Annotated in this window: 23 protein-coding genes and 1 riboswitch; of the genes, 9 read left to right on the top strand and 14 right to left on the bottom strand. The window is 69.3% G+C overall.

Features of this window, described 5'->3' with window-relative positions:
- Positions 1-24: 24 nt before the first annotated feature.
- The 3 genes from ABID41_RS03750 to ABID41_RS03740 are packed head-to-tail and all read right to left on the bottom strand — an operon-like array spanning position 25 to position 3097.
- Positions 25-1083 carry a hypothetical protein gene (locus ABID41_RS03750; protein ID WP_354297193.1) on the bottom strand — a complete coding sequence of 353 codons (1059 nt, stop codon included), beginning with the start codon at positions 1081-1083 and terminating at the stop codon, positions 25-27.
- Positions 1080-1799, bottom strand: a complete 720-nt coding sequence (locus tag ABID41_RS03745; RefSeq protein WP_354297192.1) for a class I SAM-dependent methyltransferase — start codon at positions 1797-1799, stop codon at positions 1080-1082. The genes ABID41_RS03750 and ABID41_RS03745 overlap by 4 nt, the downstream gene beginning before the upstream one ends.
- On the bottom strand, positions 1793-3097 hold the full coding sequence (locus tag ABID41_RS03740) for a glycosyltransferase family 4 protein (RefSeq protein ID WP_354297191.1): 1305 nt from the start codon (positions 3095-3097) through the stop codon (positions 1793-1795). The genes ABID41_RS03745 and ABID41_RS03740 overlap by 7 nt, the downstream gene beginning before the upstream one ends.
- A 131-nt stretch (positions 3098-3228) precedes the next feature.
- Here ABID41_RS03740 and ABID41_RS03735 point away from each other — a divergent pair, with 131 nt between their 5' ends.
- A complete protein-coding gene (locus ABID41_RS03735) occupies positions 3229-3651 on the top strand; it encodes a VOC family protein (RefSeq protein ID WP_331933014.1) in 423 nt (140 codons plus the stop codon).
- A gap of 38 nt (positions 3652-3689) precedes the next feature.
- Entirely contained in the window at positions 3690-5375 is a 1686-nt protein-coding gene (locus ABID41_RS03730; RefSeq protein ID WP_354297190.1) for an HAD hydrolase family protein, read from the top strand.
- Between the two features lie 5 nt (positions 5376-5380).
- Here ABID41_RS03730 and ABID41_RS03725 read toward each other — a convergent pair whose 3' ends face one another.
- From ABID41_RS03725 to ABID41_RS03710, 4 genes are all read right to left on the bottom strand, one after another.
- On the bottom strand, positions 5381-6598 hold the full coding sequence (locus ABID41_RS03725) for an acyl-CoA dehydrogenase family protein (RefSeq protein ID WP_354297189.1): 1218 nt from the start codon (positions 6596-6598) through the stop codon (positions 5381-5383).
- 78 nt (positions 6599-6676) lie between these two features.
- Positions 6677-8212 (bottom strand): DHA2 family efflux MFS transporter permease subunit, encoded by a 1536-nt coding sequence (locus ABID41_RS03720; RefSeq protein ID WP_331929776.1) that lies wholly within the window; start codon positions 8210-8212, stop codon positions 6677-6679.
- A 9-nt stretch (positions 8213-8221) separates the two neighbouring features.
- Positions 8222-9391, bottom strand: a complete 1170-nt coding sequence (locus tag ABID41_RS03715; protein WP_354297188.1) for an HlyD family efflux transporter periplasmic adaptor subunit — start codon at positions 9389-9391, stop codon at positions 8222-8224.
- 49 nt (positions 9392-9440) lie between these two features.
- Positions 9441-10853 carry an efflux transporter outer membrane subunit gene (locus ABID41_RS03710; protein ID WP_354297187.1) on the bottom strand — a complete coding sequence of 471 codons (1413 nt, stop codon included), beginning with the start codon at positions 10851-10853 and terminating at the stop codon, positions 9441-9443.
- 180 nt (positions 10854-11033) lie between these two features.
- Here ABID41_RS03710 and ABID41_RS03705 point away from each other — a divergent pair, with 180 nt between their 5' ends.
- Positions 11034-11612, top strand: a complete 579-nt coding sequence (locus tag ABID41_RS03705) for a TetR/AcrR family transcriptional regulator (RefSeq protein ID WP_331932268.1) — start codon at positions 11034-11036, stop codon at positions 11610-11612.
- Here the strand turns inward: ABID41_RS03705 and cueR are convergent.
- The gene (gene cueR, locus ABID41_RS03700; protein WP_331932267.1) at positions 11609-12007 is read right to left on the bottom strand and encodes a Cu(I)-responsive transcriptional regulator; all 399 of its coding nucleotides are present in this window, start codon (positions 12005-12007) and stop codon (positions 11609-11611) included. The two genes, ABID41_RS03705 and cueR, sit on opposite strands and share 4 nt — an antisense overlap.
- On the bottom strand, positions 12004-14481 hold the full coding sequence (locus ABID41_RS03695; protein WP_354297186.1) for a heavy metal translocating P-type ATPase: 2478 nt from the start codon (positions 14479-14481) through the stop codon (positions 12004-12006). Before ABID41_RS03695 ends, cueR begins: the two co-directional genes overlap by 4 nt.
- Positions 14482-14617: 136 nt before the next feature.
- On the opposite strand from ABID41_RS03695, the gene ABID41_RS03690 reads away from it, so the two are divergent.
- Positions 14618-14812 carry a heavy-metal-associated domain-containing protein gene (locus ABID41_RS03690; protein WP_354297185.1) on the top strand — a complete coding sequence of 65 codons (195 nt, stop codon included), beginning with the start codon at positions 14618-14620 and terminating at the stop codon, positions 14810-14812.
- Here ABID41_RS03690 and ABID41_RS03685 read toward each other — a convergent pair.
- The 3 genes from ABID41_RS03685 to ABID41_RS03675 all read right to left on the bottom strand — a co-directional run bounded on the left by ABID41_RS03685 (position 14809) and on the right by ABID41_RS03675 (position 16849).
- On the bottom strand, positions 14809-15051 hold the full coding sequence (locus tag ABID41_RS03685; protein ID WP_354297184.1) for a hypothetical protein: 243 nt from the start codon (positions 15049-15051) through the stop codon (positions 14809-14811). The genes ABID41_RS03690 and ABID41_RS03685 overlap by 4 nt on opposite strands.
- 140 nt (positions 15052-15191) lie before the next feature.
- Positions 15192-16355: a patatin-like phospholipase family protein gene (locus tag ABID41_RS03680; RefSeq protein ID WP_331928919.1), complete on the bottom strand. Its 1164-nt coding sequence runs from the start codon at positions 16353-16355 to the stop codon at positions 15192-15194.
- Between the two features lie 98 nt (positions 16356-16453).
- Positions 16454-16849 (bottom strand): MAPEG family protein, encoded by a 396-nt coding sequence (locus ABID41_RS03675; protein WP_331928920.1) that lies wholly within the window; start codon positions 16847-16849, stop codon positions 16454-16456.
- A 129-nt stretch (positions 16850-16978) separates the two neighbouring features.
- On the opposite strand from ABID41_RS03675, the gene ABID41_RS03670 reads away from it, so the two are divergent.
- The 4 genes from ABID41_RS03670 to ypfJ all read left to right on the top strand — a co-directional run bounded on the left by ABID41_RS03670 (position 16979) and on the right by ypfJ (position 19897).
- Positions 16979-17890 carry a DMT family transporter gene (locus tag ABID41_RS03670; protein WP_331928921.1) on the top strand — a complete coding sequence of 304 codons (912 nt, stop codon included), beginning with the start codon at positions 16979-16981 and terminating at the stop codon, positions 17888-17890.
- Positions 17891-18036: 146 nt separating this feature from the next.
- A complete protein-coding gene (locus tag ABID41_RS03665; RefSeq protein ID WP_331928922.1) occupies positions 18037-18594 on the top strand; it encodes a tetratricopeptide repeat protein in 558 nt (185 codons plus the stop codon).
- 9 nt (positions 18595-18603) lie between these two features.
- Entirely contained in the window at positions 18604-18972 is a 369-nt protein-coding gene (locus ABID41_RS03660) for a hypothetical protein (RefSeq protein ID WP_331928924.1), read from the top strand.
- 79 nt (positions 18973-19051) lie between these two features.
- Positions 19052-19897 carry a KPN_02809 family neutral zinc metallopeptidase gene (gene ypfJ / locus ABID41_RS03655; protein ID WP_331928926.1) on the top strand — a complete coding sequence of 282 codons (846 nt, stop codon included), beginning with the start codon at positions 19052-19054 and terminating at the stop codon, positions 19895-19897.
- A 60-nt stretch (positions 19898-19957) separates the two neighbouring features.
- On the opposite strand, the gene cuyB is transcribed toward ypfJ, so the two are convergent.
- Together cuyB and ABID41_RS03645 are read right to left on the bottom strand one after the other, a co-directional pair.
- Positions 19958-20647 carry a cysteate racemase gene (cuyB, locus tag ABID41_RS03650; protein WP_331928927.1) on the bottom strand — a complete coding sequence of 230 codons (690 nt, stop codon included), beginning with the start codon at positions 20645-20647 and terminating at the stop codon, positions 19958-19960.
- Between the two features lie 63 nt (positions 20648-20710).
- A complete protein-coding gene (locus tag ABID41_RS03645; protein WP_331928929.1) occupies positions 20711-21109 on the bottom strand; it encodes a DUF6491 family protein in 399 nt (132 codons plus the stop codon).
- A gap of 99 nt (positions 21110-21208) precedes the next feature.
- Positions 21209-21295: riboswitch (TPP riboswitch) on the top strand.
- Positions 21296-21357: 62 nt separating this feature from the next.
- Here ABID41_RS03645 and thiC point away from each other — a divergent pair.
- Positions 21358-23181, top strand: coding sequence for a phosphomethylpyrimidine synthase ThiC (gene thiC / locus ABID41_RS03640; RefSeq protein ID WP_414695911.1), 1824 nt, complete (start codon positions 21358-21360; stop codon positions 23179-23181).
- Positions 23182-23185: the final 4 nt, after the last annotated feature.

Below are 23185 nucleotides of genomic sequence, written 5' to 3'. Positions count from 1 at the left end.
GCGGAGTCCAGCGGGGGAGAGGTTTCAGTCCGCCGTCAGGACCCCGCAGGCCGCCGTCGCGCCATGCAGGGCGTCGGTGGCGAGGATGACGGCGGCCTGGGTCCAGCTCGGCTTTTCCTGGGGCCAGAAGATCGCCTCTTGCATCTGCCAGCCCATCCAGAAGGCGCCGTCGTCGTCGCGGTGGGCCATCTGCCAGGAGAGCAGCGCCTGGGCTTGGCGATGGCGGCCGAGGCGGACGAGGGCCATGGCCAGTTCGCTGGACTCCGCCACCGTGAACCAGGGCTCGCCCAGGACGCAGCGACAACCTAAGCTCTGCTCGACGAAGGGCGCGACCCTGGTCTCCAGGCGCGCCAGGCCCGCCATCCACGGCATGACCCCGGCCAGGATCGGGTAATAGGCGTCCATGGCGAAGCCCGAGCGCGGGGTTCCGGTCCGGTCGAACCGGTGAGGCGCGCAAAGGATGGCGTTCTGCAGCCGCGCGCGGGCCAGGCGCCAGGCTTGCGATGGCTCACCCACTAGGTCGGCCAGCCGGATCGCCGCGCCCAGGCTGGCGTAGATCGAGGCGGCGCCGGCGAGGATGGCGTCGTCCAGCGGCCCTCCGTGGGCTTCGGCGCACCAGGAGATGTCGCCCTCCGGATGCTGCAGCGAGAGCACGAAGTCGATCGCCGCGCGCACCATCGGCCAGCGTCGCCGCGCCTCCTTCAGGTCGCCTGTGAGCCGGAAGCCGTGCCAGACGGCCAGGGCCGGATAGGCGATGAAGTTGGCGTCCTTCAGCTCCGGCGCGGCGACGCGGGCGATCTTCAGGCGCCCTTCCATGGGCAGGGCGTTGCCGTAGCCGCCGAGCCATGAGCCGTCCGGTTCTTGCGTCGCCTGCAGATAGTCGAGCCCGGCCCGCGCCGCGGCGGCCTCGCCCATCACCGCCAGGGCCATGACGCATTCGGCGTGGTTCCAGGGATCCCAGGGCCCGCCTTCGAACCAGGGGATGGCCCCGTCCGGCCGCTGGCTCTCGCCGATGGCCCGGGCCGCGCCGCGAAGCTCGCCGAGCGCGGCGGCGGCGGGGCGGCGGTCCAGGGCCGCGTTCACGCTGCGTCCTTGCGGAAATAGAGGGCGAGGCTCTTGCCCATCAGCGGCGAGGCCGCCGCCTCCAGGGCGCGCGTCAGCCAGGGCCGCTGCATCAGGTCCCATACCAGGAAGCGGTGATAGAGCTTGACCAGCGGATGGTCGTCGCGTCGGCTCCAGAAGGCGCACTTCAGCCACCAGTAGGGCGAGTGCAGCGCGTGGGCGTAGTGCTTGCCCAGCGGCCTGTAGCCCAGGTCCGCGATCTCGCCGCGGAGCTGGGGCTCGCGGAAGATGCGGATGTGACCGCCGGGCTGGTCCGCATAGCCGCCGGGCCCGGAGGCCAGAGCCCAGCAGATCCGTTCGGGCCAGGCCCGCGGCACGGTGGGAACGAAGAGGCCGCCGGGCTTCAGGACGCGGGTGATCTCGGCCAGGGCCTTGGGATAGTCGTGCAGGTGCTCCAGCACCTCCGAGCAGATCACCGCGTCGAAGGCCGCGTCCGGAAAGGGCAGGCGATAGGCGTCGCCCGACAGCACCGCGCTGACCGCGCCCGGCTCGCCGCGGTCCAGCATGGCCAGGCCCTCGCGGGCCTTGGCGAGCGAGGGCATGTCGAGGTCCAGGCCCACGACGTTGATCCCGCCCAGAACGTGGACGCCATGCACGTGCCGGCCCTCGCCGCAGCCGAGATCGAGCACCCAGTCGCCAGCCTTGAGCTCGAGGTCTTCGAGGCGGACGGTCAGCATCGGCGGGCGACGGCCCGGCGCAGGACCTCCTCGTAGGCGGTGGCGGCGCGGGTCCAGGAGAGGCGCTCGCGGGCGCGCTCCAGGCCGGCGCGGCTCATCTCCTCGCGCTTGGCCGGATCGTCCAGAAGCTGGCCGATCGCCGAGGCGAGGGCGCCCGGATCGGCCTTGCGGACCACCACCCCCGCCTCGCCCACGACCTCGGGCAGGGCGCCGCCGTCGGTGACGACCACCGGCGCGCCGCAGGCCATGGCCTCGGCCGCGGGCAGGCCAAAGCCTTCATAGAGCGAGGGCGTGACGCAGATGGTCGCCTGGGCATACTGGGCGACCACCTCCTCGCGGGTCAGATTGCTGATGAACTGGACCCTGTCGGCCAGGCCGAGGCTGTCGAGCAGGTCCTTGGTCGGACCTTTGCGCAGGGTCCCGATGACCACGAGCTCGAGTTCGGGGTGGCTTTGCAGGAGCTGGCCATAGGCCTCGATCAGGTAGCGCAGCCCCTTGAGCGGCACGTCGGCGCTGGCGGTGGTCAGCAGCCGGGCGCTATCGCGAGTTATCTGGGGATTTGGGCAGAAAACCTGCCGATCGATCCCCAGATGGATCACCGACATGGCGTCCTGCCGAACGGCCAGGCACTCGCTCACATCCCGCGCGCTGGCCTCCGAAACCAGAATCACGTCGGTGAGCTGCGGCGCGACCTTTTCCTGCATGGAAAGGAAGCTGTACCAGCGGCGCTTGAGCCAGCGCATGCTGGCCTTCGGCTCGGCGGCGAGGGCGAGTTCAAGGTCCCGACGGATCGGATGGTGGATCACCTCGACCACCGGCAGGCCGGCCCGTTCGATGGCCAGCAGACCTGACGAAAGCGACTGGTTGTCGAGGGCCACGTCATAGTCGGCGCCATGCTGGCGCAGGTATTTCGCTGCGCGCCGTCCGAAGCTCCACGGCTCCATGAACTTGCCGCTGACGTGGCCGAAATACTCTGCGGTGTCGGTCCAGCTCTTGAGATGGCGCCAGCGCAGGGCGCGCTGGCCGTTGTGCGGCTGGGCGTAGAGATCGAGCGAGGGGAGCTTGATCAGCCGCACGCCCTCGCTGAGCACCGGGTAGGGCGGGCCGGAGATCACGTCGACCTGGTGGCCCAGCGCCGATAGCGCCCGCGCAGCCTCGGCGAGATACACGCCCTGGCCGCCGACCTTCGGATCGGACCGATAGGAAAGGAAGGCGATCCGCAGCGGCTGCGCCGCCTCGCGCGCCGGAGTGGCAGGCGAGGGCGTCGGCGCCAGGAATGCCTCGGCTTCCAGGGTCAATACTGCTTCCTTGCGGCTTGGCCCTGACGAGCCATTTTGACGCAGATAGCATAGGCGGAGCCGCTTTCGTCCAGCCTTGATCGAGACCAAGCAGGCGGACCGATCGTTATTGCGCCAAAGGAGGACCTCCCATGGCGCGCGTCGTCGGCATCGATCACCTGGTTATCAGAGTCAGCGACTTCGAGAAGTCGAAGGCCTTCTACCAGAAGCTTTTCACGTTTCTCGGCTTCGAGATCCTCGGCGATTACGAGGACGCGATCGGCTGGACCAATGGCCAGACCAGGTTCTGGATCGGCCAGGCTGACGCGGAGGGGCGCAAGCGGCCTTACCGCATCGGCGACGTCGGCTTCCATCACTACGCCTTCGAACTGCGCAGCCGCGCCGACGTGGACGAACTGCAGGCCTTCCTGCGCAAGGAGGGCGTGGAGATCGTCGATCCGGCCGGCGAGTACTACGAGGATTACTACGCCGTGTTCTTCCTCGATCCCGACGGGCTCAAGCTGGAGGGGATGAAGTACGGCGAGGCCACCGGCGAGAACCCCGCCAAGCCCTGAGCGATGGAACCGCGGGCGGGCTGCATCGCTCCGTTCCCATGCAGCTCATCGCGCTCGCCACCGACTATGACGGCACCCTGGCCCACCACGGCCTAGTCGATGGACCGACCATCGCGGCGCTGGAACGGCTGAAATCGGCGGGCCGGAAGCTGTTGATGGTGACCGGCCGCGAGCTCACCGACCTGCAGCGGGTTTTCGACCGGTTCGATCTATTCGACCTGATCGTCGCGGAGAACGGGTCGCTGCTCTACTTCCCGGAAAACCGCGAGGAGCGGCTGGTTTCGACCGCGCCGCCGCCGGAGCTCGTCGCCGGCCTCGAGGCGCGGGGCGTCTCCCCGTTGTCGGTCGGCCGCGGCATCGTGGCGACCTGGGAGCCCAACGAGGGTGCTGTCCTGGAGACCATCCAGGAGCTTGGCCTGGAATGGCAGATCATCTTCAACAAGGGGGCGGTGATGGTGCTGCCGCCAGGAGTCAACAAGGCGACCGGCCTGGAGGCGGCGCTGGCGGACATGGGGTTTTCTCCGCTCAATGTGGTGGGGATCGGCGACGCTGAGAACGACCATGCCTTCCTCTCGGCCTGCGGGGCCTCGGTGGCGGTGGCCAACGCCCTCGATGCGGTGAAGGGTACGGCCGATCTGGTGACGCCTTCGGACCACGGCGCCGGCGTGGCCGAGGCCATCGAGACGATGCTGGCCGAGCCGTCCCAGCTCGCGATCCTGGCCGCGCACCGCCGGCGGGTCCTGGTGGGCCCGGACGCGGACGCCGCCATCCTGCCGGACCAGGGGACGGTGCTGATCGCCGGTTCCTCCGGGCTCGGCAAGTCGACCCTGGCGACGGCCTTGCTGGAGAAGCTGCAAGCTCAGGGGTTCCAGCTCTGCGTGCTCGATCCGGAGGGTGACTACGACGATCTTGAAGGCGCGGTGGTGATCGGCGACGCCAAGCACGAGCCGGTGATCCACGAGGCGCTCGCCGTTCTCGAAAAGCCCGACGCGCCGCCGCTGTCGATCAACATGCTGGGCCTGTCGGTGCAGGAGCGGCCGGGCTTCTTCCGCGAGGCGATCCTGCGGGTCTGCGAGCTGAGGGCGGCGAAGGCGCGGCCGCACTGGCTGCTGGTCGACGAAGCGCACCACATGCTGCCCGCCGGCGGAGAAGGTCCGCCAGCCGAGCTGGGGCCGGCCATCCTGGTCACGGTGCATCCCGACAAGATCGCGCACCAGGCGCTTGAGGCGGTCAAGGTGCTGCTGGCGGTGGGGCCGCAGGCGGGCGAGGTGGTCGAAAGCTTCTGCAAGGCGGTGGGCGCGGCGGTTCCGTTCGTCCCGCCGGCGCCCGGCGAGGACATGGTGCTGTTCTGGAGCCGCGCCCAGAAGGCCGGTCCGCGCTGGGTCCACGCCGATCCGCCGCGCCAGGAGCACAAGCGCCATACTCGCAAGTATGCGGAGGGCGAACTCGGCGAGGACAAGAGCTTCTATTTCCGAGGGCCGGACGGCGCACTCAACCTGCGCGCCCAGAACCTGCGGCTGTTCATGCAGATCGCCGACGGCGTGGACGACGCCACCTGGCTGCACCATCTGCACCGTGGCGACTATGCCCGCTGGTTCCGCGAGGCCATCAAGGACGATGGCCTGGCGGATGAGGCCCAGGTCCTGCAGGACAGCCAGGATGCGCCGACGACGCGAGCGGCGATGCGCGAGATGATCGAGCGCCGCTACACCGCGCCCGCCTAGCGGCTTCAGGTCGACTGAGTGGTGTCCGGCAGGCCGAGGATGCGCTTGGAGATGATGTTGTTCTGGATCTCGGCCGAGCCGCCGTAGATCGACATCGCCTTGCCCGACAGCCAGCTCCGTACGGTCTCGATCTCTTCGGTGGAGTAGGCCTCGCCCTCCCAGCCGAGCCCTTGGGCGCCCATGATCTCGAGCAACAGCTCCGAACGCGTCTGGGAGACGTGGGTGGCGGAGTTCTTGAGCACCGAGGCGGCGTTGGTGGCGCCGCCGGCGCCGCGGGCCTCGGCCGCCGCGCGGGCCAGGGTAAGGGCGTGGGCGCGGGCGTCGATCTGGTGCTGGGCGATGCGGCTGCGCAGGTCGCGGTCGGCGATGGAGCCGTCGGCCTCGACCTCCATATAGCGCTTGGCGATCTCGTGAACCGGCGCGGCCTTGCCGCCGCCGCCGGTGGAGGCCCCGGTCTGGCTGGCGCGCTCGTGCTGCAGCAGGCGCTTGCCGACGGTCCAGCCGGCGTTGATCTGGCCGAGCATGGCGTCCTTCTCGGCGCGTGCGTCGGTGAAGAAGGTCTCGCAGAACGGCGAGGCGCCGGCGATCAGCTTGATCGGCCGGGTCTCGATCCGCGGCTGGTGCATGTCGACCAGCATGAAGCTGATGCCCTCATGCTTCTTGGCCCGCGGATCGGTCCGCACCAGGGCGCCGCACCAGTCGGAATACTGGGCGCCGGAGGTCCAGATCTTCTGGCCGTCGATCTTCCAGTGGTCGCCGGCGTCGACGCAGCGCATCTGCAGCGAGGCCAGGTCCGACCCGGCGCCGGGCTCGGAATAGCCGACGCACCAGCGGACCTCGCCGCGGGCGATCGGCGGGATGTGCTTCCGCTTCTGCTCTTCTGTGCCGTAGTCGAGGATGGTCGGGCCGATCATGGTCACGCCCATGCCGGCCATCAGGGGGTTGAACGCGCCGATCCGGGTCATCTCCTGCAGCAGGACGCGGGCCTGCTGGGGCGTCAGTCCGCCGCCACCGTATTCCTTGGGCCAGGTCGGGGTGCCCCAGCCCTTGGCGCCCATGCGCTGCTTCCAGAGACCGATGTCGCCGGCAGGCGCCGGACCGTCCATCAACTGGGCGGCGACGCCGGTCTGGCCGCGCAATGATTCGGGGAAGTTTTCCTCCAGCCAGGTGCGGGCCTCGGCGCGGAATTCCTCAAGCTCCACATCGCTTCCAAAATCGGCCATCCCGGCTCTCCCCGCGTTTCTTCATGGCGTGTTGCGGGCATTAGGCCCGGTTCACGTTGCGGGAGGCAAGCGACGGCTTCAGTGGCCGCCGCCCCCGGGGGCCGGAGCGTTCTTGGGACGAGGCGCCAGCCAGATGGTGCTGGCTGCGATGGCGAAGACCACCGCCGTGATCAGGAACATCTCGTTGGTGGACAGCATGACCGCCTGGGTCTGGACCAGGCTCTCGAGCTGCCTGAGCGCCTGATCGGGCGAGAAGCCCTGGGCGATCATCCGGTCCAGGGCGCCCTGGGGCTGGTTGAGCGCGCCGACCAACTCGGTCCGCTTGGCGTTGGCGGTGTTCTCCCATCCGGTGTTGATCAGCGAGGTGGCGAAGGCCCCAGCGACCACGCGCAGGAAGTTCGCGATCCCGGCGGCGGAGGCCGTCTCCTCGGGATCCACTGCGCCTAGGGCGATGCTCTGGGTCGGGATGAAGAAGAACGGCATGGCGAAGCCCAGGAAGAGCTGGGGCAAGGCGATCGACAGGAAGTCCGCGCCGGTCGTGAAGTGGGTGCGCCAGATGGCGATTCCGGCCATCCAGAAGACGCCGAACGACACCAGGGCTCGCGGGTCGCGCTTGGCCACCTGGCTGGCCACGATCGGTGACATGACCACCGCCAGCAGTCCCTGGAAAGCGGCGGCATAGCCGGCCCAGGTGGCCGTGTAGCCCATGTTGGTCTGCAGCCAGAGCGGGATCAGCACCACCGTCCCGAAGAAGGCGCCGAAGGTTATGGCCAGGGTCAGGACGCCGATCGAAAAGCCGCGATGGCGGAACACCCGCAGGTTCACGATCGGGTTCTCGGCGGTCAGCTCCCAGATCATGAAGACCGCAAAGCCCAGGACCGCGACGATGGCCAGGACCACGATCAGCGGCGAGGAGAACCATTCGTGCTCCTTGCCGGTGTCGAGCATGATCTGCAGGGCGGCCACCCAGACGATGAGCAGGCCGAGGCCGATATAGTCGACGGGGATGCGGCGGGTCGGCTCCTGGCGGCGGATGAGGGTGCGGTAGGCCAGGAAGGCGACGCCGAAGGCCACCGGGATGTTGATGAAGAAGATCCAGTGCCAGCCGATGCTGTCGGAGATGGCGCCGCCCAGGATCGGGCCGGCGATGGGGCCGACGACAGTGGTCATGCTCCAGATGCCCAGCGCCTGGGGCGCGCGCTCCCGGGGGAAGATCTGCAGCAGCAGGGTCTGGGACATCGGCATGATCGGGCCGCCGCATAGACCCTGCAGGACCCGGCCGAGGACCAGGAGGCCGAAGGTCGGCGCGATCCCGCAGAAGATCGAGCAGACGCCAAAGCCGACCAGCCCGAACACGAAGACCTTCACCGCCCCGAAGCGCTGGGCCAGCCAGCCCGAGAGCGGGACGGTGATCGCTTCGGCGACCGAATAAGAGGTGATCACCCAGGTTCCCTGGCTGGGCGAGACCGCTAGGCCGCCGGCGATGTGCGGAACGGCGACGTTGGCGATGGTGATGTCGAGCACCACCATGAAGTTGGCGAGGCCCAGCAGCAGCCCGGCCAGCAGCAGGGGCGCGCCCGTCAGCGGGGCGGGTGGGGAGTGGGCCTGGCTCACCGGCCGCTCCTATCGTTCGGCGACGTCGATGACGGCGTCCATGGAGAGGCCGACGCGCAGCGGATGCTCGGCCAGCTCCCTGGGGTCGAGGATGATGCGGACCGGAACGCGCTGGACGACCTTGATCCAGTTGCCGGTGGCGTTCTGCGCGGGGATCAGGGCGAAGGCCGAGCCGGTGCCGCCGGCCATGCCGGCGACCTTGCCGTGGAACTTCACGCCCTTGCCGTAGAGGTCGCTGGTCAACTCGACGCTCTGGCCGGCGCGGACCTTGCGGAGCTGCACTTCCTTGAAGTTGGCGTCGACATAGGCGGCCTGGATCGGCACCACGCTCATGACCGGCGCGCCGTTGGCGATCTTCTGGCCGACGACGGCCTGCTTGCGGGCGACCACGCCGTCCACGGGCGAACGGATGGTGGTGCGCGAGAGGTCCAGCTCGGCCTGGGCGAGGCGCGCGCGAGCGGCGGCCACTTCCGGATTGGCGTTCGCATCGACGCCGGCGACGAGGGCGTTGGCGGCCTTCTGCTGGCCGGCGCTCTGGGCGGCGGTGGCGCGGGCCTGGGCGAGGCCCGCCTGCGCCGCAGCCAGCGCCGCCTTGGCGGCCTGGAAGCGGTTCTCGGCCTGGGTCAGCTCATCACCGGAGACCGCGCCGGACTCCGAAAGGTTGCGGCGGCGGCCGTATTCGACCTGCGCCCGCGAATAATCGGACTGGGCGCTGGCGAGCTGAGCCTCGGCCCGGGCGATGTCGGCCTTGCGGGCGGCGGTCTGGGCGGTCAGCGCTTCGTCATTGGCGTAGTACTGGCCGACCCGGCGTTCGGCCTGGCCGAGCTGGGCGCGGGCGGTGTCGACCGCGAGCCGGTAGTCGGCCGGATCGATCACCGCGAGCACTTGGCCCTTCTTGACCATCTGGGTCTCGCTGACCGGAGCTTCGACGATCTGGCCGGCGACCAGTGCGGTCACCTGGGCGGTGTCGGCGTTCACATAGGCGTTGTCGGTCGAGACGTGCCGCGAGCCGATCAGCAGCCAGTAGACGCCCCAGAGCAGGGCCACGCCGACGACGACGGCGGCCAGGATCTTGAGCATGCGCTTGCGCCGGGCGCCGTTGTTGCTGACGGCGGGGGCTGCAGGCGCGGCGGTGGCCGGCTTCGCCGGCTGGGGATGCGATCCGATATCGTCGGGCATGGGAGAGAGGCCTTTTTCCGGGGGAGGGCGGAAAGCGTCTTTTTATGAATCAGGCGGTTCGGAAGCCGCCGCCGAGGGCGCGGACAAGGGCGGCGTCGAGCATCAGGGCCCGGGATTCCAGGTCGGCGGCGGCGCGCCGCTGGAGGATCACCGCGTTCTCGGCGGTCAGCACCGAGGTGTAGGAATCAAGGCCGCCCTCGTAGCGCAGCCTGGCGATGCGATAGGCTTCCTCGCCCTTGGCCAGGGCTTCGCGCGAGGCGGCGAGCCGGGCGCCGAGGGCGCGCTCGCTGGCGGCGGCGTCGGCCACTTCCTTCAGCGCCTGAACCAGGGTGGCGTCATAGGCGGCGACGGCGGCGTCGTACTCGGCCCGCGCGCCGCGATAGGCGCCCGAGAGCCGGCCGCCCTGGAAGATCGGGAGGCTGACGGCGAGCCCGGCCTGGCCGATGTCGGATCCGGACTTGGTCAGCAGGTCCAGCCCCAGGGACTGGGCGCCGATGAAGGCCGCCAGATTGACGTTCGGATAGAAGGCGGCGTGGGCGACGTCGATGCGCTTGGCCGCGGCCTGCGCGCGCAGCTTCGCGGCCTGCAGGTCCGGCCGGCGTCCCAGGAGGTCGGCGGCGAGGTTCTGGGGCAGGCCGAACTCGCGGCCTGCGCCGGCGGCGGGACGGGTGATCGCCAGGCCGCGGTCGGGACCGGCGCCCAGCAGGGCCGCGATCTGGTTGCGCGTCAGCTCGACCTGCTCATGGGCGGCGGCAAGTTCCTGATCGGCGCTGGCGAGCGCGGCTTCGGCCTGCCTCAGCTCGCCCTGGTTGGCGGCGCCGTTGTCGACGCGCTGGGCCACGAGCTTGCGTGTCGCCTCGCGGTTGGCCTTGGCCTGCTGCGCGGCTTCGGACTCGGCGAAGGCGCGGTTGAGCTCGGCGTAGGACGAGACCACGGCGGTGGTCAGGACCAGACGCGCCTGGGCGGCGTCCATTTCGGCGGCGACGGCCTCGGAGGTCGCCGCTGCCAGGGCTGCGCGGTTGCGGCCCCAGATGTCGAGGTCGAAGCCCAGGTCGAGGGTGGCGCGTCCTGTGTCGTTGTAGCCCTTGGGCACGAAGTCGGCCGGGATGCCGTTGTTGTAGCTTTGCTTGGTCTGCGCGGCCTGGGCCTCGAGGCTGGCGGAAGGCAGGGTCGAGGCCCGCGCCTGCTGCGCCTGCGCCTGGGCGGCGCGGACCCGCGCCTGGGCCTGGACCAGGGTCGGAGAGCCGGCGAGCGCCTCATCGACCAGGGCGTCGAGCTGGCTGTCGCCATAGCCCTTCCACCATTGATCGGCGGGCCACTCCGCCGGAGCGGCCGCGAAGCTCTGGGTTGCGGCATAGGCCTGCGGCGGTCGGACCTGAGGGGGGGCGCCCAGGTCCGGCACAGCAGCGCAGCCCGCCAGGAGGAGGGCCGCCGTCGATAGGGGGAGGATCAGGCGGGCCATGCCGCGTCTCGCACTGAATGAATGGGCTACGACTAGAAAACCGTACGGTACGGTCATATGTTGTGCGAACTGGACGGGGTCAAGCCGAAACCGTACAGGATGGTCAGAAACATCTGGGATGGAACTGTGAACGCGACAATCCCCACGCGGAGGGAAGAACGCCGCGACGAGCGTCGCGACATGATCCTCGACGTCGCGCGGGATTGCTTCGTGGCCGAGGGCTACGCCGCCACCTCGATGTCGATGATCTCGGCCCGTCTCGGCGGTTCGAAAGGCACGCTCTACAACTATTTCAAATCCAAGGAGGAGCTGTTCGCGGCGGTGATGCAGCGCCAATGCGGAGCGCTGGCCGAGACCCTGTTCGACGTGGCCCATGAGGGCGCCACGCCGCGCGAGCGCCTTGAGCACTTCGCCGACAGCTTCCTGCGCCTGCTGCTGACCGCGGAGTCCCGCGGTATCCATAGGCTGGTCGTCGCGGAGAACGAGCGCTTCCCGGAGATCGGCAAGGTCTTCTACGAAACCGGGCCAAAGGTTCTACTGACCAAGATCGGCGGCTATCTCTCCGACCTGATGGACCGCGGGATCCTGCGCAAGGCCGATCCCTTCATCGCCGCCCAGCAGTTCAAGGACCTGGCCATCTCCGGCGTCCTGCAACCGCGCATCTGGGGGGTGATCACCGAGGACATGACGGGCGAGGAGATGGAGCTCCAGGTCCGCCAGGCGGTTGACACCTTCCTCCGCGCCTATCGCCCGGATTAAGCCGCCGTCTCGCCGGTCAGGTCCGCCAGGATCGGGCAGTCGGGCCGGTCGTCGCCCGCGCAGCACCGTGAGAGCTGGCGCAGGGTGTCGGCCATGGCCTGCATCTCGGCGATGCGGTTGTCGAGGTCGGCCAGATGGCGGTCGGCAATGGCCTTCACCTCGCGGCTGGGACGGCCGCGATCACGCCACAGCGACAGCAGCTTGGTGATCTCCGGCATGGAGAAGCCCAGCGACCGCGCCCGGCGGATGAAGCGCAGCTCGTTGATCTCCCGCTCGTCGTATTCGCGGTAGTTGGACTCGGTCCGCGCCGAGGGGCGGACGAGGCCGATTTCGTCGTAGTAGCGTATCATCTTGGCGCTGACGCCAGAGGCCCGCGAAGCCTGACCGATGTTCATGCGAGACTCCTGGTCTTGAAACTTTTCAGCCGCAGGGCGTTGGTCACGACGCTGACGCTGGAGAGCGCCATGGCGCCCGCCGCCGCCATAGGCGACAGCAGCCAGCCGAAGACGGGGTAGAGCGCGCCGGCCGCCACCGGAATGAGGATGACATTGTAGCCAAAGGCCCAGGCGAGATTCTGGCCGATGTTGGTCATGACCGCGCGGCTGAGCGAGACGGCCGTGGCCACGGCGCGCAGGTCGTCGCGCATCAGGACGAGGTCGGCGCTCTCGATGGCGATGTCGGTTCCCGCGCCCATGGCGATCCCGACGTCCGCCGCAGCCAGGGCCGGGGCGTCGTTGATGCCGTCACCCACGAAGGCGATAGGGCCGAAGCGGCTGCGCAGGGCCTCCACGGCGGCGACCTTGCCGTCGGGCAGCACCTCGGCCTCGACCTGATCCAGGCCCAGCCTGTCGGCGACGGCCTGAGCGGTCCGGCGGTTGTCGCCGGTGATCACGGCGATCTTCAGCCCCAGGGCGTGCAGGGTCTTCAGCGCCTCGGCGGTGGTGGGCTTGATCGGGTCGGCGACGGCCAGCAGGGCGGCGAGCTTGCCGTCTACCGCAGCATAGATCGGGGTCTTGGCCTCGTCGCCCATCTGTTCGGCGTCATGGGCGAAGATCGCCGGGTCGAGTCCGAGCTGGCGCATCATCCGATCGGAGCCGACGTCTACGCGGCGGCCGGCCACCGTGGCGCCGGCGCCGAAGCCGGCGGTGGCGTCGAAGGCGCTCGCCTCGGGGATGGCCAGGGCCTGGGCCTTGGCGGCGGCGACCACCGCCTGGGCGATCGGGTGCTCGGAGCGGCTCTCCACCGAGGCGGCCAGCGCCAGCACCTCGGCCTCATCGAAACCGGGCGCGACGCGCAGGTCGGTGAGGGCGGGGCGGCCGACGGTCAAGGTGCCGGTCTTGTCGAAGGCGACCACCCGCACGTCGCGCAGGGCCTGCAAGGCCTCGCCCTGCCGGAAGAGCACGCCCAGCTCCGCGGCGCGGCCGGTTCCGACCATGATCGAGGTGGGCGTCGCCAGGCCCATGGCGCAGGGGCAGGCGATGATCAGCACCGCCACGGCGTTGACCAGGGCGAAGGCCAGGGCCGGGCTGGGCGCGGCGAACATCCAGACGGCGAAGGTCAGCAGGGCTGAGGCGATCACCGCTGGGACGAACCAGCCGGTCACCTTGTCCACCATCGCCTGGATCGGAAGCTTCGAGCCCTGGGCGGTCTCGACCATGCGGACGATCTGGGCCAGCACCGTATCGGCGCCGACCTTGGTGGCGCGGAAGCGGAAGGCGCCGGTTCCGTTGACCGTGCCCGCCACCACGCCCGAGCCGAGGGTCTTCTCGACCGGGACCGGTTCGCCGCTGATCATGGATTCGTCGACGAAGGACGCGCCTTCGGTGACGTCGCCATCCACGGGGATGCGCTCGCCGGGGCGGACCGCCACCACATCCCCGACCACCACCTCGGCGATCGGAACCTCGACCTCGGCGCCGTCGCGAAGGATGCGCGCGCTCTTGGCCTGAAGGGTCATGAGCCGTCGTATGGCTTCGCTGGTGCGGCCCTTGGCGCGGGCCTCGAACAGCCGCCCCAGCAGGATGAGGGTCACGATGACCGCGGCGGCTTCGTAATAGACGTGGTTCGAGGCGGCCGGCAGCACGCCGGGGACGAAGGTGGCGACGGCCGAATAGGCGAAGGCCGCGGTCGTGCCGAGCACGACCAGGGAGTTCATGTCCGGCGCGCCCCGAAGCAGGGCGGGCGCGCCCTTGGCGAAGAAGCGGCGGCCGGGCCCGGCCAGGACCAGCGCGGCCAGGGCGAAGCTGGCCAGCCGCCAGGGCTGTTCGCCGATATTGGCCGCCAGCCAGTGGTGGACGCCGGGGATGAAGTGACGCCCCATCTCGACCAGGAACAGCGGCAGGGTCCCGGCTGCGGCGATGGCGAGGTCGCGCTGGAGTCCCTTGATCTCCTGCTCGCGCGCGGCGCTTTCGCGGTCGGCCTGCTGGGCCGACCCGGGTTCTTCGATCGCTTCGGCCTTGTAGCCGGCTGCGGCGACGGCGGCGGCCAGGCGGCGGATGTCGGGGCCGCCGGCCAGGACGCGCAGGCTGGCGCGCTCGGTCGCCAGGTTGACGTTCGCCTCCAGCACGCCCGGAACCTCGCGAAGCGCCTTCTCGACCCGGCTCACGCAGGAGGCGCAGGTCATGCCGGAGATCTTGAGCTCGACGCGTTCGTCGAGCGGCTCGTAGCCGGCGCGGCGGATCGCCTCGACCACCGCGCCGGTGTCGCCCTCGGGCGTCAGCTCCACATGGGCGCGCTCGGCGGCGAGATTGACCGTCGCGGACGCGACTCCCGGCGTGCCGCGGATCGCCTTCTCGACACGGCCGACGCATGAGGCGCAGGTCATCCCGAGGACGGGAATTTCCAATGGGATCAGGACGGTATCGGACATCGACCGGGCGCTCCGCAGCTTCATGCCCGGCTTAGATAAAGATTCCCATGATGGGAGGGTCAAGGGGCGCCAAGGTGCTTGACCTTCCCATGGCGGGAAGGTCCATCAGGTGGCGAAGAACGGAGGAAAAACGACCATGCAGTTCGAAGTCGAAGGAATGACGTGCAGCCATTGCGCCCAGACGGTGACCGCCGCCGTGAAGGGGGCCGCGCCTGCCGCTCAGGTGCAGATCGATCTGGAGACCGGCCGGGTCTCGGTGACCGGCGGCGATGATCGCCGCGACGCCGTCGCCGCGGCGATCAAGGAAGCCGGTTACGCCGTAAAGGCCTAGTAGCGCGGGCTGCCGTCTTCCCAGTAGTAGCGGCGGGCGCCCGGATCGTAGAAGTAGTAGCGGCGGGCGCCTTCGTCGTAATACTGGCGACGGTTGATGTTGTTGTAGTTGCGGGGCGTGGTCGCTGCGCCGAGGGCCGCGCCGGCCGCGCCGCCCACCAGGGCGCCGGTCACCGAGCTGTCCACCGCCGCACCGACTGCCGCGCCTGCCAGCCCGCCGGTCGCTGCACGTTCGGTCATGGTCGTACCGCAAGCGGTCACAAGGAGGGTGGCTCCAACCGCCGCGGCCTTCTTGGAAAGTCGCATCGCTAACCTCGTTCAGGTTACGCCGTCCCGCACGACCAACGGGTGCGCGCCTATGTGGTTCCTCGTCGGAAGCCTCAGTTCAGCCGCGTCCAGGCGGTTCCCGCGACCGCGCGGCTTTCTCCCAGCTTGAACAGGCGTTTCATGCTTTCCGGCTGGAAGTTGAGGCTGCCGCTCTCGGCCTCGCGGGGGATCTCCGAAACGGAGAATTCCATGCCGTTGCGCTCGGCGAAGGCCCGGTTGGCGGCCAGGTGCACGCGCAGATTGGTCTTCATCATCGTATCGTAGGCGCGGGCGAGGATGGTCGGCGCGCCGCCGCGCACCACGGCGAAGGTCGGATCGATCTTGCCGTTGATCAGCACGAAGATCCGGCTGCGCTGACGCTCCTGGTCGGGGGCGTCCCAGAAGTAGAGACCTTCGGGGATGGAAACGAACGGCGCGGTCACGCCGCCGTCCACGTGTAGTTCGTCGATCTCCCGCCCGTCGGCCTCGCCGATCGGGATGATCACGGGCGGAAACACACCTGGGATCGCGGCCGAGGCGACCAGCACCTCGCGGAACAGCTTGAGCGCATCGGGGCCGCCGCGGCTGGCTATGGCGCCCATGTCCCAGACGACGGTCTGCTGGCTGTCCAGATTGGTGGTGGCGATCAGCAGCCGCCGGCCCTTGGCGTGCTCCTGGGCGATCTCGTGGAGCATCACCGGCGTGCAGTTGGCTTCGACCAGATTCCGCAGATGCCTCGGATTGTAGATGCTGGAGGCGAACAGCACGCCCAGGCCCCGGCCCTGCAGCACCTGGCTGGCCAGGCCGCCGGCATAGGCTTCCTTGAGCTTGCCGTCCCAGGCGGGGCCGAGGAAAGCGAAGGGGGCGATCAGGGCGCCGGTGCTGACCCCGGTCACCACCTCGAAGGACGGCCGCGTCTTGGCCCTGGTCCAGCCGACCATCACCCCGGCGCCATAGGCTCCGTCCGCGCCGCCGCCGGAGATCGCCAGCACATCGACCTGTCCGTCGCCACCGGGCCGCTCGGTCTGGGCGCGCTGGGTGAACGCCAGGGCGGCGGCCTCGTCCGCGGCATTGAAGCGGATGTCGGCGGCCAGGGGCGGGAGCGCCCGGTGCGCCTCGTCGGCGCTGAAGTCCTCCCGGCTTAGGGAAGCGCAACCCGACAGCATCGCTGCCAGCACGGCGGCGCCGAACAGCCGCCGGACCTCTCGGGCTGTGAAGCCATTGCGGCGCGACGCCATCGTCCTGCTCGAAGCCACGACGCCCAACTCGCGTCCCGGGGAAAATGGCGCAAGAACCGCGAGAGTCCAGAGCGTCCTGGGGGGGGCGGGCTGCTGCCTTAGGGGATGAGGATCGCCTGGGCGATCATGCCGAGGCCGACAATGCTGACCAGCCAGACCAGCGAGCGCAGGTGGCGCACGCCCCAGGCGTAGAGCGGCACATAGGCCACGCGGGCCCAGAAGTAGATCTGCGCGCCCAAGGCGGTGGTTTCGTTCTCCTTGCCGGCCACATGGGCGATCAGCACGGCGCCCAAGAAGAGCGGCAGGGTTTCGAAGAGATTGTCCTGGGCGCGCTTCAGGCGCAGCGCCTTTTCGCTGAGCGGCGGCATCTCGCCGTCCCGAGCCCCGGTGTTCCACTTCAATCCGTACTGGCTGGTCCTGGCGATGTCGAAAAGCAGGATCTGGGCAAAGGCGAGGACCAGGGTCCAGGCCGCCATCATCAGACCGATCGTCATGGCGAAGTCTCTCCGTTGTTCGCGCGCCGAAGGTTCGCCCGATTCGGCGAGGGGCGGGCGAGTCGGCGCACCCAGCTATGGCGCCTGCCGCCCGCTCCCTCTATGGACGGCGGCCAAAGGAGATCTTCGTTGTCCGCCGAGCCCGCCGCACACGCCGTCGTCCAACGCAACGGCGCCGGCATCGCCCTGCGCGTGGCGGCCATGGCGTGCATGGCCGTGCTCGCCGCCCTGGTGAAGGGCTGCGCCGAGCGCGGCGCGCCGGTGCTGGAGATCGTCTTCTTTCGCAACGCATTCGCCTTCGTGCCGGTGCTGCTCTACGTCTGGCGGACGGCCGGCTTCGGGGTGCTGAAGACCAGGCGGCTGGGCGGCCACGCCATGCGCGCGACCGTAGGCCTGGTAGGCATGGTCTGCGGTTTCACCGCCGTCTCGATGCTGCCGCTGACGGAGTCGACGGCGCTCTCCTTCGCCTCGCCGCTGTTCATGACGGCCCTGTCGGCCCTGATCCTTAAGGAGGTGGTGGGACCGCACAGATGGGGCGCTGTGGTGGTCGGCTTCATCGGCGTGCTGATCATGGTGCGGCCCGATCCGGCGCACATGGCCAATCTGGGCGCGGCGTTCGGCCTGGCCGGCGCGCTGGGGGCCGCCGGCGCGATGATCACCATCCGGGAGATCAGCCGCACCGAGCCGGGCCCGACCATCGTCTTCTATTTCACCCTGGCGGCGATGCTGTTCGGCCTGGCCAGCCTGCCGTTCGGCGGCTGGAAGATCCCCGACCTGACGACCCTTGCGATGCTGATCGCAACCGGCCTGGTGGGCGGGACGGGCCAACTGCTGCTGACTGAAGCCCTTCGCCGCGCGCCGGTCGCGGTGGTCGCGCCCTTCGACTACACGCAACTCGTCTGGGCCTGTCTGATCGGCTACCTGTTCTGGGACGAGATCCCCCGCGCGGCGACGGTGAGCGGCGCCTTGGTCGTGGCGGCCAGCGGGGTCTACATCCTCTTTCGCGAGACCCGCCGCATTCGCGCGGCCGCCGCCAAATAAGGCTTACTCCACAATAGCTTGCGGCCAGATGCGGCGTTGACAGGCTCGCGCCGCGGGCGGATTCTGGCAGGGCCGTAGGGCTGGACGCTTGGACCGCCGCCAGAACCGAGCCGCGCCGCCCACGGGGCGCTGGAGGCGCTTGGAAGATGCTCAAGGGAATCCTGGTCGCGGTGCTCGCGATCCTGGCCCTGGCCGTAGCGACCGCCGCGGAGGGCGCCGTCACCGTGCTCGGCGGAGGCCTGGCCGAGCAGTGCTCCAAGGCCGCCGTCGCCGGCGAGAACGACCGCCGGTTCGAGGATCTCTGCGCCCTGGCGCTCGACACCGAATTCCTGTCGCTGCGTGACCGGGCGGGCACCTATGTCAATCGCGGGGTCTTCAAGCTGCGCCGCGCCGCCTATGCCGACGCCGCCCGTGACTTCAGCGAGGCCGCGCGCCTGCAGCCGGACATGGGCGAGGCCTACGTCAATCGCGGCGCGGCCTTCCTCGGCCAAAGGCGCTACGCCGAGAGCCTGCCGGACTTGAACCGCGCCCTGGAACTCGGCGTGTCGGAGCCGGCCAAGGCCTATTACAATCGAGCCATCGCCCATGAGGGCATGGACAACGCCAAGGCTGCCTATTTCGACTATCAGAAGGCGGTCGAGATCGACCCCGAGTGGGCGGCGCCCCGCGAGCAGCTCACGCGCTTCACGGTCTCGCGCAGGTAGGATGGAGCCATGGCCGGTCCGCGACGTTGGGTTGATATGCGCACGATCTTCCTGAGCGTGAGCCTTCTCGCCCTTTCAGCCGGCGCCTCGTCGGCCCAGGTTCCATACGGCTCCGTCGTCACCGACCCGGCCTACATGGCTCAGCAGCAGATCGATCGGCAGCGGGCCATCGCCCTCGAGAACCAGCTCAACACCCTGGACGCCCGGATTCAGAGCGAGCAGCGCCTGCGCGAGTTCGAGGCGGCCCAGCCTCCGCCCAGGCTGAGCGCGCCCGAGCGACCGGCCCCCAACGTCAGCGGCGCCTACGCCACGATCCCCGACTCGGTGCTGGCCGATTCCAACGCGCGTGTACGCGCCGCCTCGAAAAACCCCCGCTGACAAGGGCGTCAATTCCCCGCATCCTCTCGACCTAGGCTGAACCTGGTTTCGGGCGGCCGATGTTTGGAAGGAGACGGGCATGCGTTGGCAGGGTGGCCGCCGCGGCGGCAACATCGAAGACCGGCGCGGCATGAGCGCGGCCGGCGTCGGCGGCATCGGCCTCGGCGGCGTCGTGCTGGCGCTGATCGGCTACTTCGTCTTCGGCATCGACCCCTCGACCACCATGTCGGTCGTCCAGGGCGGCGGCCAGGCCGAGCAGCAGGAGGGCGTGCGCGGGACCACGACCGACCAGGGCGGCCAGTTCGTGGACGTGATCGAGCAGTCCACCACCGACGTCTGGTCCCAGATCTTCGCCCAGGAGGGCCAGACTTATCGGCGGCCGGCCGCGGTGGTTATCTACGACCAGGCCACAGGCACCGGCTGCGGCATGGGCCAGTCGGCCATGGGGCCGTTCTACTGCCCGGCCGATCAGAAGGTCTATCTGGACCTGGCCTTCTGGCAGGAGCTGGAGAGCCGCTTCGGCGCCCAGGGCGAGGCGGCCCGCGCCTATGTCATCGCCCACGAGATCGGCCACCACGTCCAGAATCTGACCGGCGAGGCTCGGCGGGTGGAACGGGGTTCCGCCGGCGCCGACTCCTCGTCCGTGCGGCTGGAACTGCAGGCCGACTGCTATGCCGGCGTCTGGGTCGCGCACGCCGCGACGGTGTCCGGCGGCCAGGTGGCGCTCGATCCGGCGGATATCGAGGACGGCATTCGCGCGGCCGCGGCGGTCGGCGACGACGCCATCCAGAAGCAGGCCCAGGGACGGGTCATGCCGGACGCCTTCACCCACGGCTCCAGCGAGCAGCGGATGCGCTGGTTCCGCACCGGCGTGCAGACCGGAAACCCGGGCGCCTGCGACACCTTCAAGGCGGCGCGGCTCTAGAGCGCGTTCCGCAAAAGTGGAAACCGGTTTTGCGACCAGAACGCGCTCAAGATTTTGAATCTAGAGCGCGGGCAGGGGCTCCAGCCCCAGGCAGACCGACACGCAGCGGCGCGCCAGCACCTCGCCGGCGTCCACGAACGGCAGTCGGCTCGTGGCGGCGTCGAAGACCAGCGGGACCTCGGTGCAGCCGGCGATGATCGCTTCGGCGCCTTCGGCCGCCAGGTATTGCGTCAGTTCGGCCATGCGCTCTCGAACCTCGGGGCCAAGGTCGCCTCGCTTGATCTTGTAGATCAGGTCCATGAAGACCTCCTGCCGCCCCTGGTCGAGGGTCACTACTCCCATGCCCTGGGCCGCGAGGTATTCGCGATAGAGCTTGAGCGCCTTGGGCGTGCCCAGGACCCCTGCGCGACGGGCGCCGGTGTCCCTGGCGGTCTTGGCGGCCGTCCCGATCATGTCGACCAGCGGCAGTCCAGAGGCCCTGACGATCACGTCGGCATAGGCGTGGGCGGTGTTGCAGGCGATCGCCAGGACCTGGGCGCCGCTGTCCCGCAGGCTGGTGGCCATCTGGGCCAGCACCGGACCCGGTCGGGCCGCCGGATCGTTGCGGTCCGGCACGAGGGGATTGATGTCCACCAGGGTCCGGATGTGGTCCTGGTCGCGCTGGACCGGCGTCGCGGCTTGCAGCTTGCCGAGGAAATCGAGCGTGGCCGCCGGCCCCATGCCGCCCAGCACGCCGAGGATCAGACTCATCGAGGCGCTCCTTAGTCCGCGCCCCCTAACATGAGGTCGAGCCGTCCCGCGAGCCCCGTCGTCCTAAGGCCGGACCTTGGGCGGCAAGGTTGCGACCTGCTCGGGCGTGAGTCGGGTGATGCTCCGGATGATGCAGGGCGTCAGGGCGCCGGGCGCCATGCGGACCTTCAGGTCGAGGTCCAGCGGACGGCAGACGAGATCGGTCCCGGCCGTTGGGGTGAGGACCAGCGGGCCGCTCGAACTCACGCCCGCAAGGCAGGCGCCGGCCATGTCCAGCCGAAAGACCTCCTTCCCGTTGCGGACGGAGAGATAGAGGGTCCGGTCGTCGGCCTTGGTGTGGTTGTGGATCTGGCTGACGCGGAAGCACTGGTTGGCCTGGGCCGGCGCGGTGGCCTGGTCGGCGGCGAGGGCGGGGCCGGAAGCCAGGGCTGCGAAGGCGGCGGCGAGGAGCAGGCGTTGCATGGCGAACCTCCTGAAAGTCTTCACCGATTATGCGCCGAAACGAGATCGGACGGCGGCGCTTTTCATTGGCGCCGATCGCGCATAAGACTGAACGCATGTCCTCGGGGGGCCGCGCTTGGGCGGCTGAGAGGCGGGCGAGCCCGCGACCCGTAGAACCTGATCCGGGTCATGCCGGCGAAGGGAAGGCGTCGGGCGCGGTCGTGCGCCCGGATTCCCGGCGTCCGGCGGTCCCTTGGCCGCGAAGGAGCATGCCGGTGAATATTCAGACCCCCGTCAAGGACGCCATTCCCACGGGCGAGCGCCCGGGTTCGCGCAAGGTCTATCAGCCTGGCGTGCTCTGGCCCGACATCCGCGTGCCGTTTCGCGAGGTGGCGGTGCATCCGTCGGCCAAGGAGCCGGCGGTGACGATCTACGATCCCTCCGGCCCCTATACCGATCCGACGACGAAGATCGACATCAACCTCGGCCTGGCGCGCACCCGCGAGCCGTGGGTCGTCTCTCGGGGCGATGTGGAGATCGTCGAGACCCCTCGCGAGGTGAAGCCCGAGGACAACGGCTTTGCGACCGGCCAACACCTTGCGCCGCGGTTCTCCGCCCCGCGCCGGGTCTATCGCGCCAAGGGCGGGGTGGCGGTCACCCAGCTCGACTACGCTCGCCGCGGGATCATCACGCCCGAGATGGAATATGTCGCGATCCGCGAGAACCTGCGCCGTCAGGAGAACGACGGGGCGATCCGCGACGGCGAGGACTTCGGGGCCTCGATCCCCGACTTCGTGACCCCGGAGTTCGTGCGCGACGAGGTGGCCCGCGGCCGGGCGATCATTCCCGCCAACATCAACCACACCGAACTCGAGCCGATGGCCATCGGCCGGAACTTCCTGGTCAAGATCAACGCCAACATCGGCAACTCGGCGGTGCTCTCCACCGTCGCCGACGAGGTGGACAAGATGGTCTGGGCGATCCGCTGGGGCGCGGACACCGTCATGGACCTCTCCACCGGCCGCAACATCCACAACATCCGCGACTGGATCGTCCGCAACAGCCCGGTCCCGATCGGCACGGTTCCGATCTACCAGGCCCTGGAGAAGGTCGGCGGGATCGCCGAGGACCTGACCTGGGAGGTCTTCCGCGACACCCTCATCGAACAGGCCGAGCAGGGGGTCGACTACTTCACCATCCACGCCGGCGTGCGGCTGCCCTTCATTCCCCTGACCGCCAAGCGGGTGACCGGCATCGTCAGCCGCGGCGGCTCGATCATGGCCAAGTGGTGCCTGGCGCACCACAAGGAGAACTTCCTCTACGAGCACTTCGAGGACATCTGCGAGATCATGCGCGCCTATGACGTGTCGTTCTCGCTCGGCGATGGCCTGCGCCCCGGCTCGATCGCCGACGCGAACGACGCGGCCCAGTTCGCCGAGCTGGAGACCCTGGGCGAGCTTACGCCGATCGCCTGGAAGCATGGGGTCCAGGTGATGATCGAAGGCCCCGGCCACGTGCCGATGCACAAGATCAAGGCCAACATGGACAAGCAGCTCGCCGCCTGCGGCGAGGCGCCGTTCTACACGCTCGGCCCGCTAACCACCGACGTGGCCCCCGGCTACGACCACATCACCAGCGCCATCGGGGCGGCGATGATCGGCTGGTTCGGCACCGCCATGCTCTGCTACGTCACGCCCAAGGAGCACCTGGGCCTGCCGGACCGCGAGGACGTGAAGGAGGGCGTGATCACCTACAAGATCGCCGCCCACGCCGCCGACCTGGCCAAGGGCCATCCTTCGGCGCGCGCCTGGGACGACGCGCTCTCTCGCGCGCGCTTCGAGTTCCGCTGGGAAGACCAGTTCAACCTGGGCCTCGATCCGGAGACTGCGCGCCAATACCACGACGAGACCTTGCCGAAGGAGGCGATGAAGACCGCCCACTTCTGCTCGATGTGCGGTCCCAAGTTCTGCTCGATGAAGATCAGCCAGGACATCCGCGACGCGGCCGCCAAGCAGAACGACATCGCTGCGGGCATGGCGGAAATGAGCGACAAGTTCCGGGCTGAAGGCGGCGAGATCTACGTGAAATCCTGAGGCC

The organism is Phenylobacterium koreense (genome assembly GCF_040545335.1).
Classification (GTDB): domain Bacteria; phylum Pseudomonadota; class Alphaproteobacteria; order Caulobacterales; family Caulobacteraceae; genus Phenylobacterium; species Phenylobacterium koreense.
Note: the sequence above shows the minus strand (reverse complement) of the source record. Positions and strands in the feature narration are given on the sequence as shown.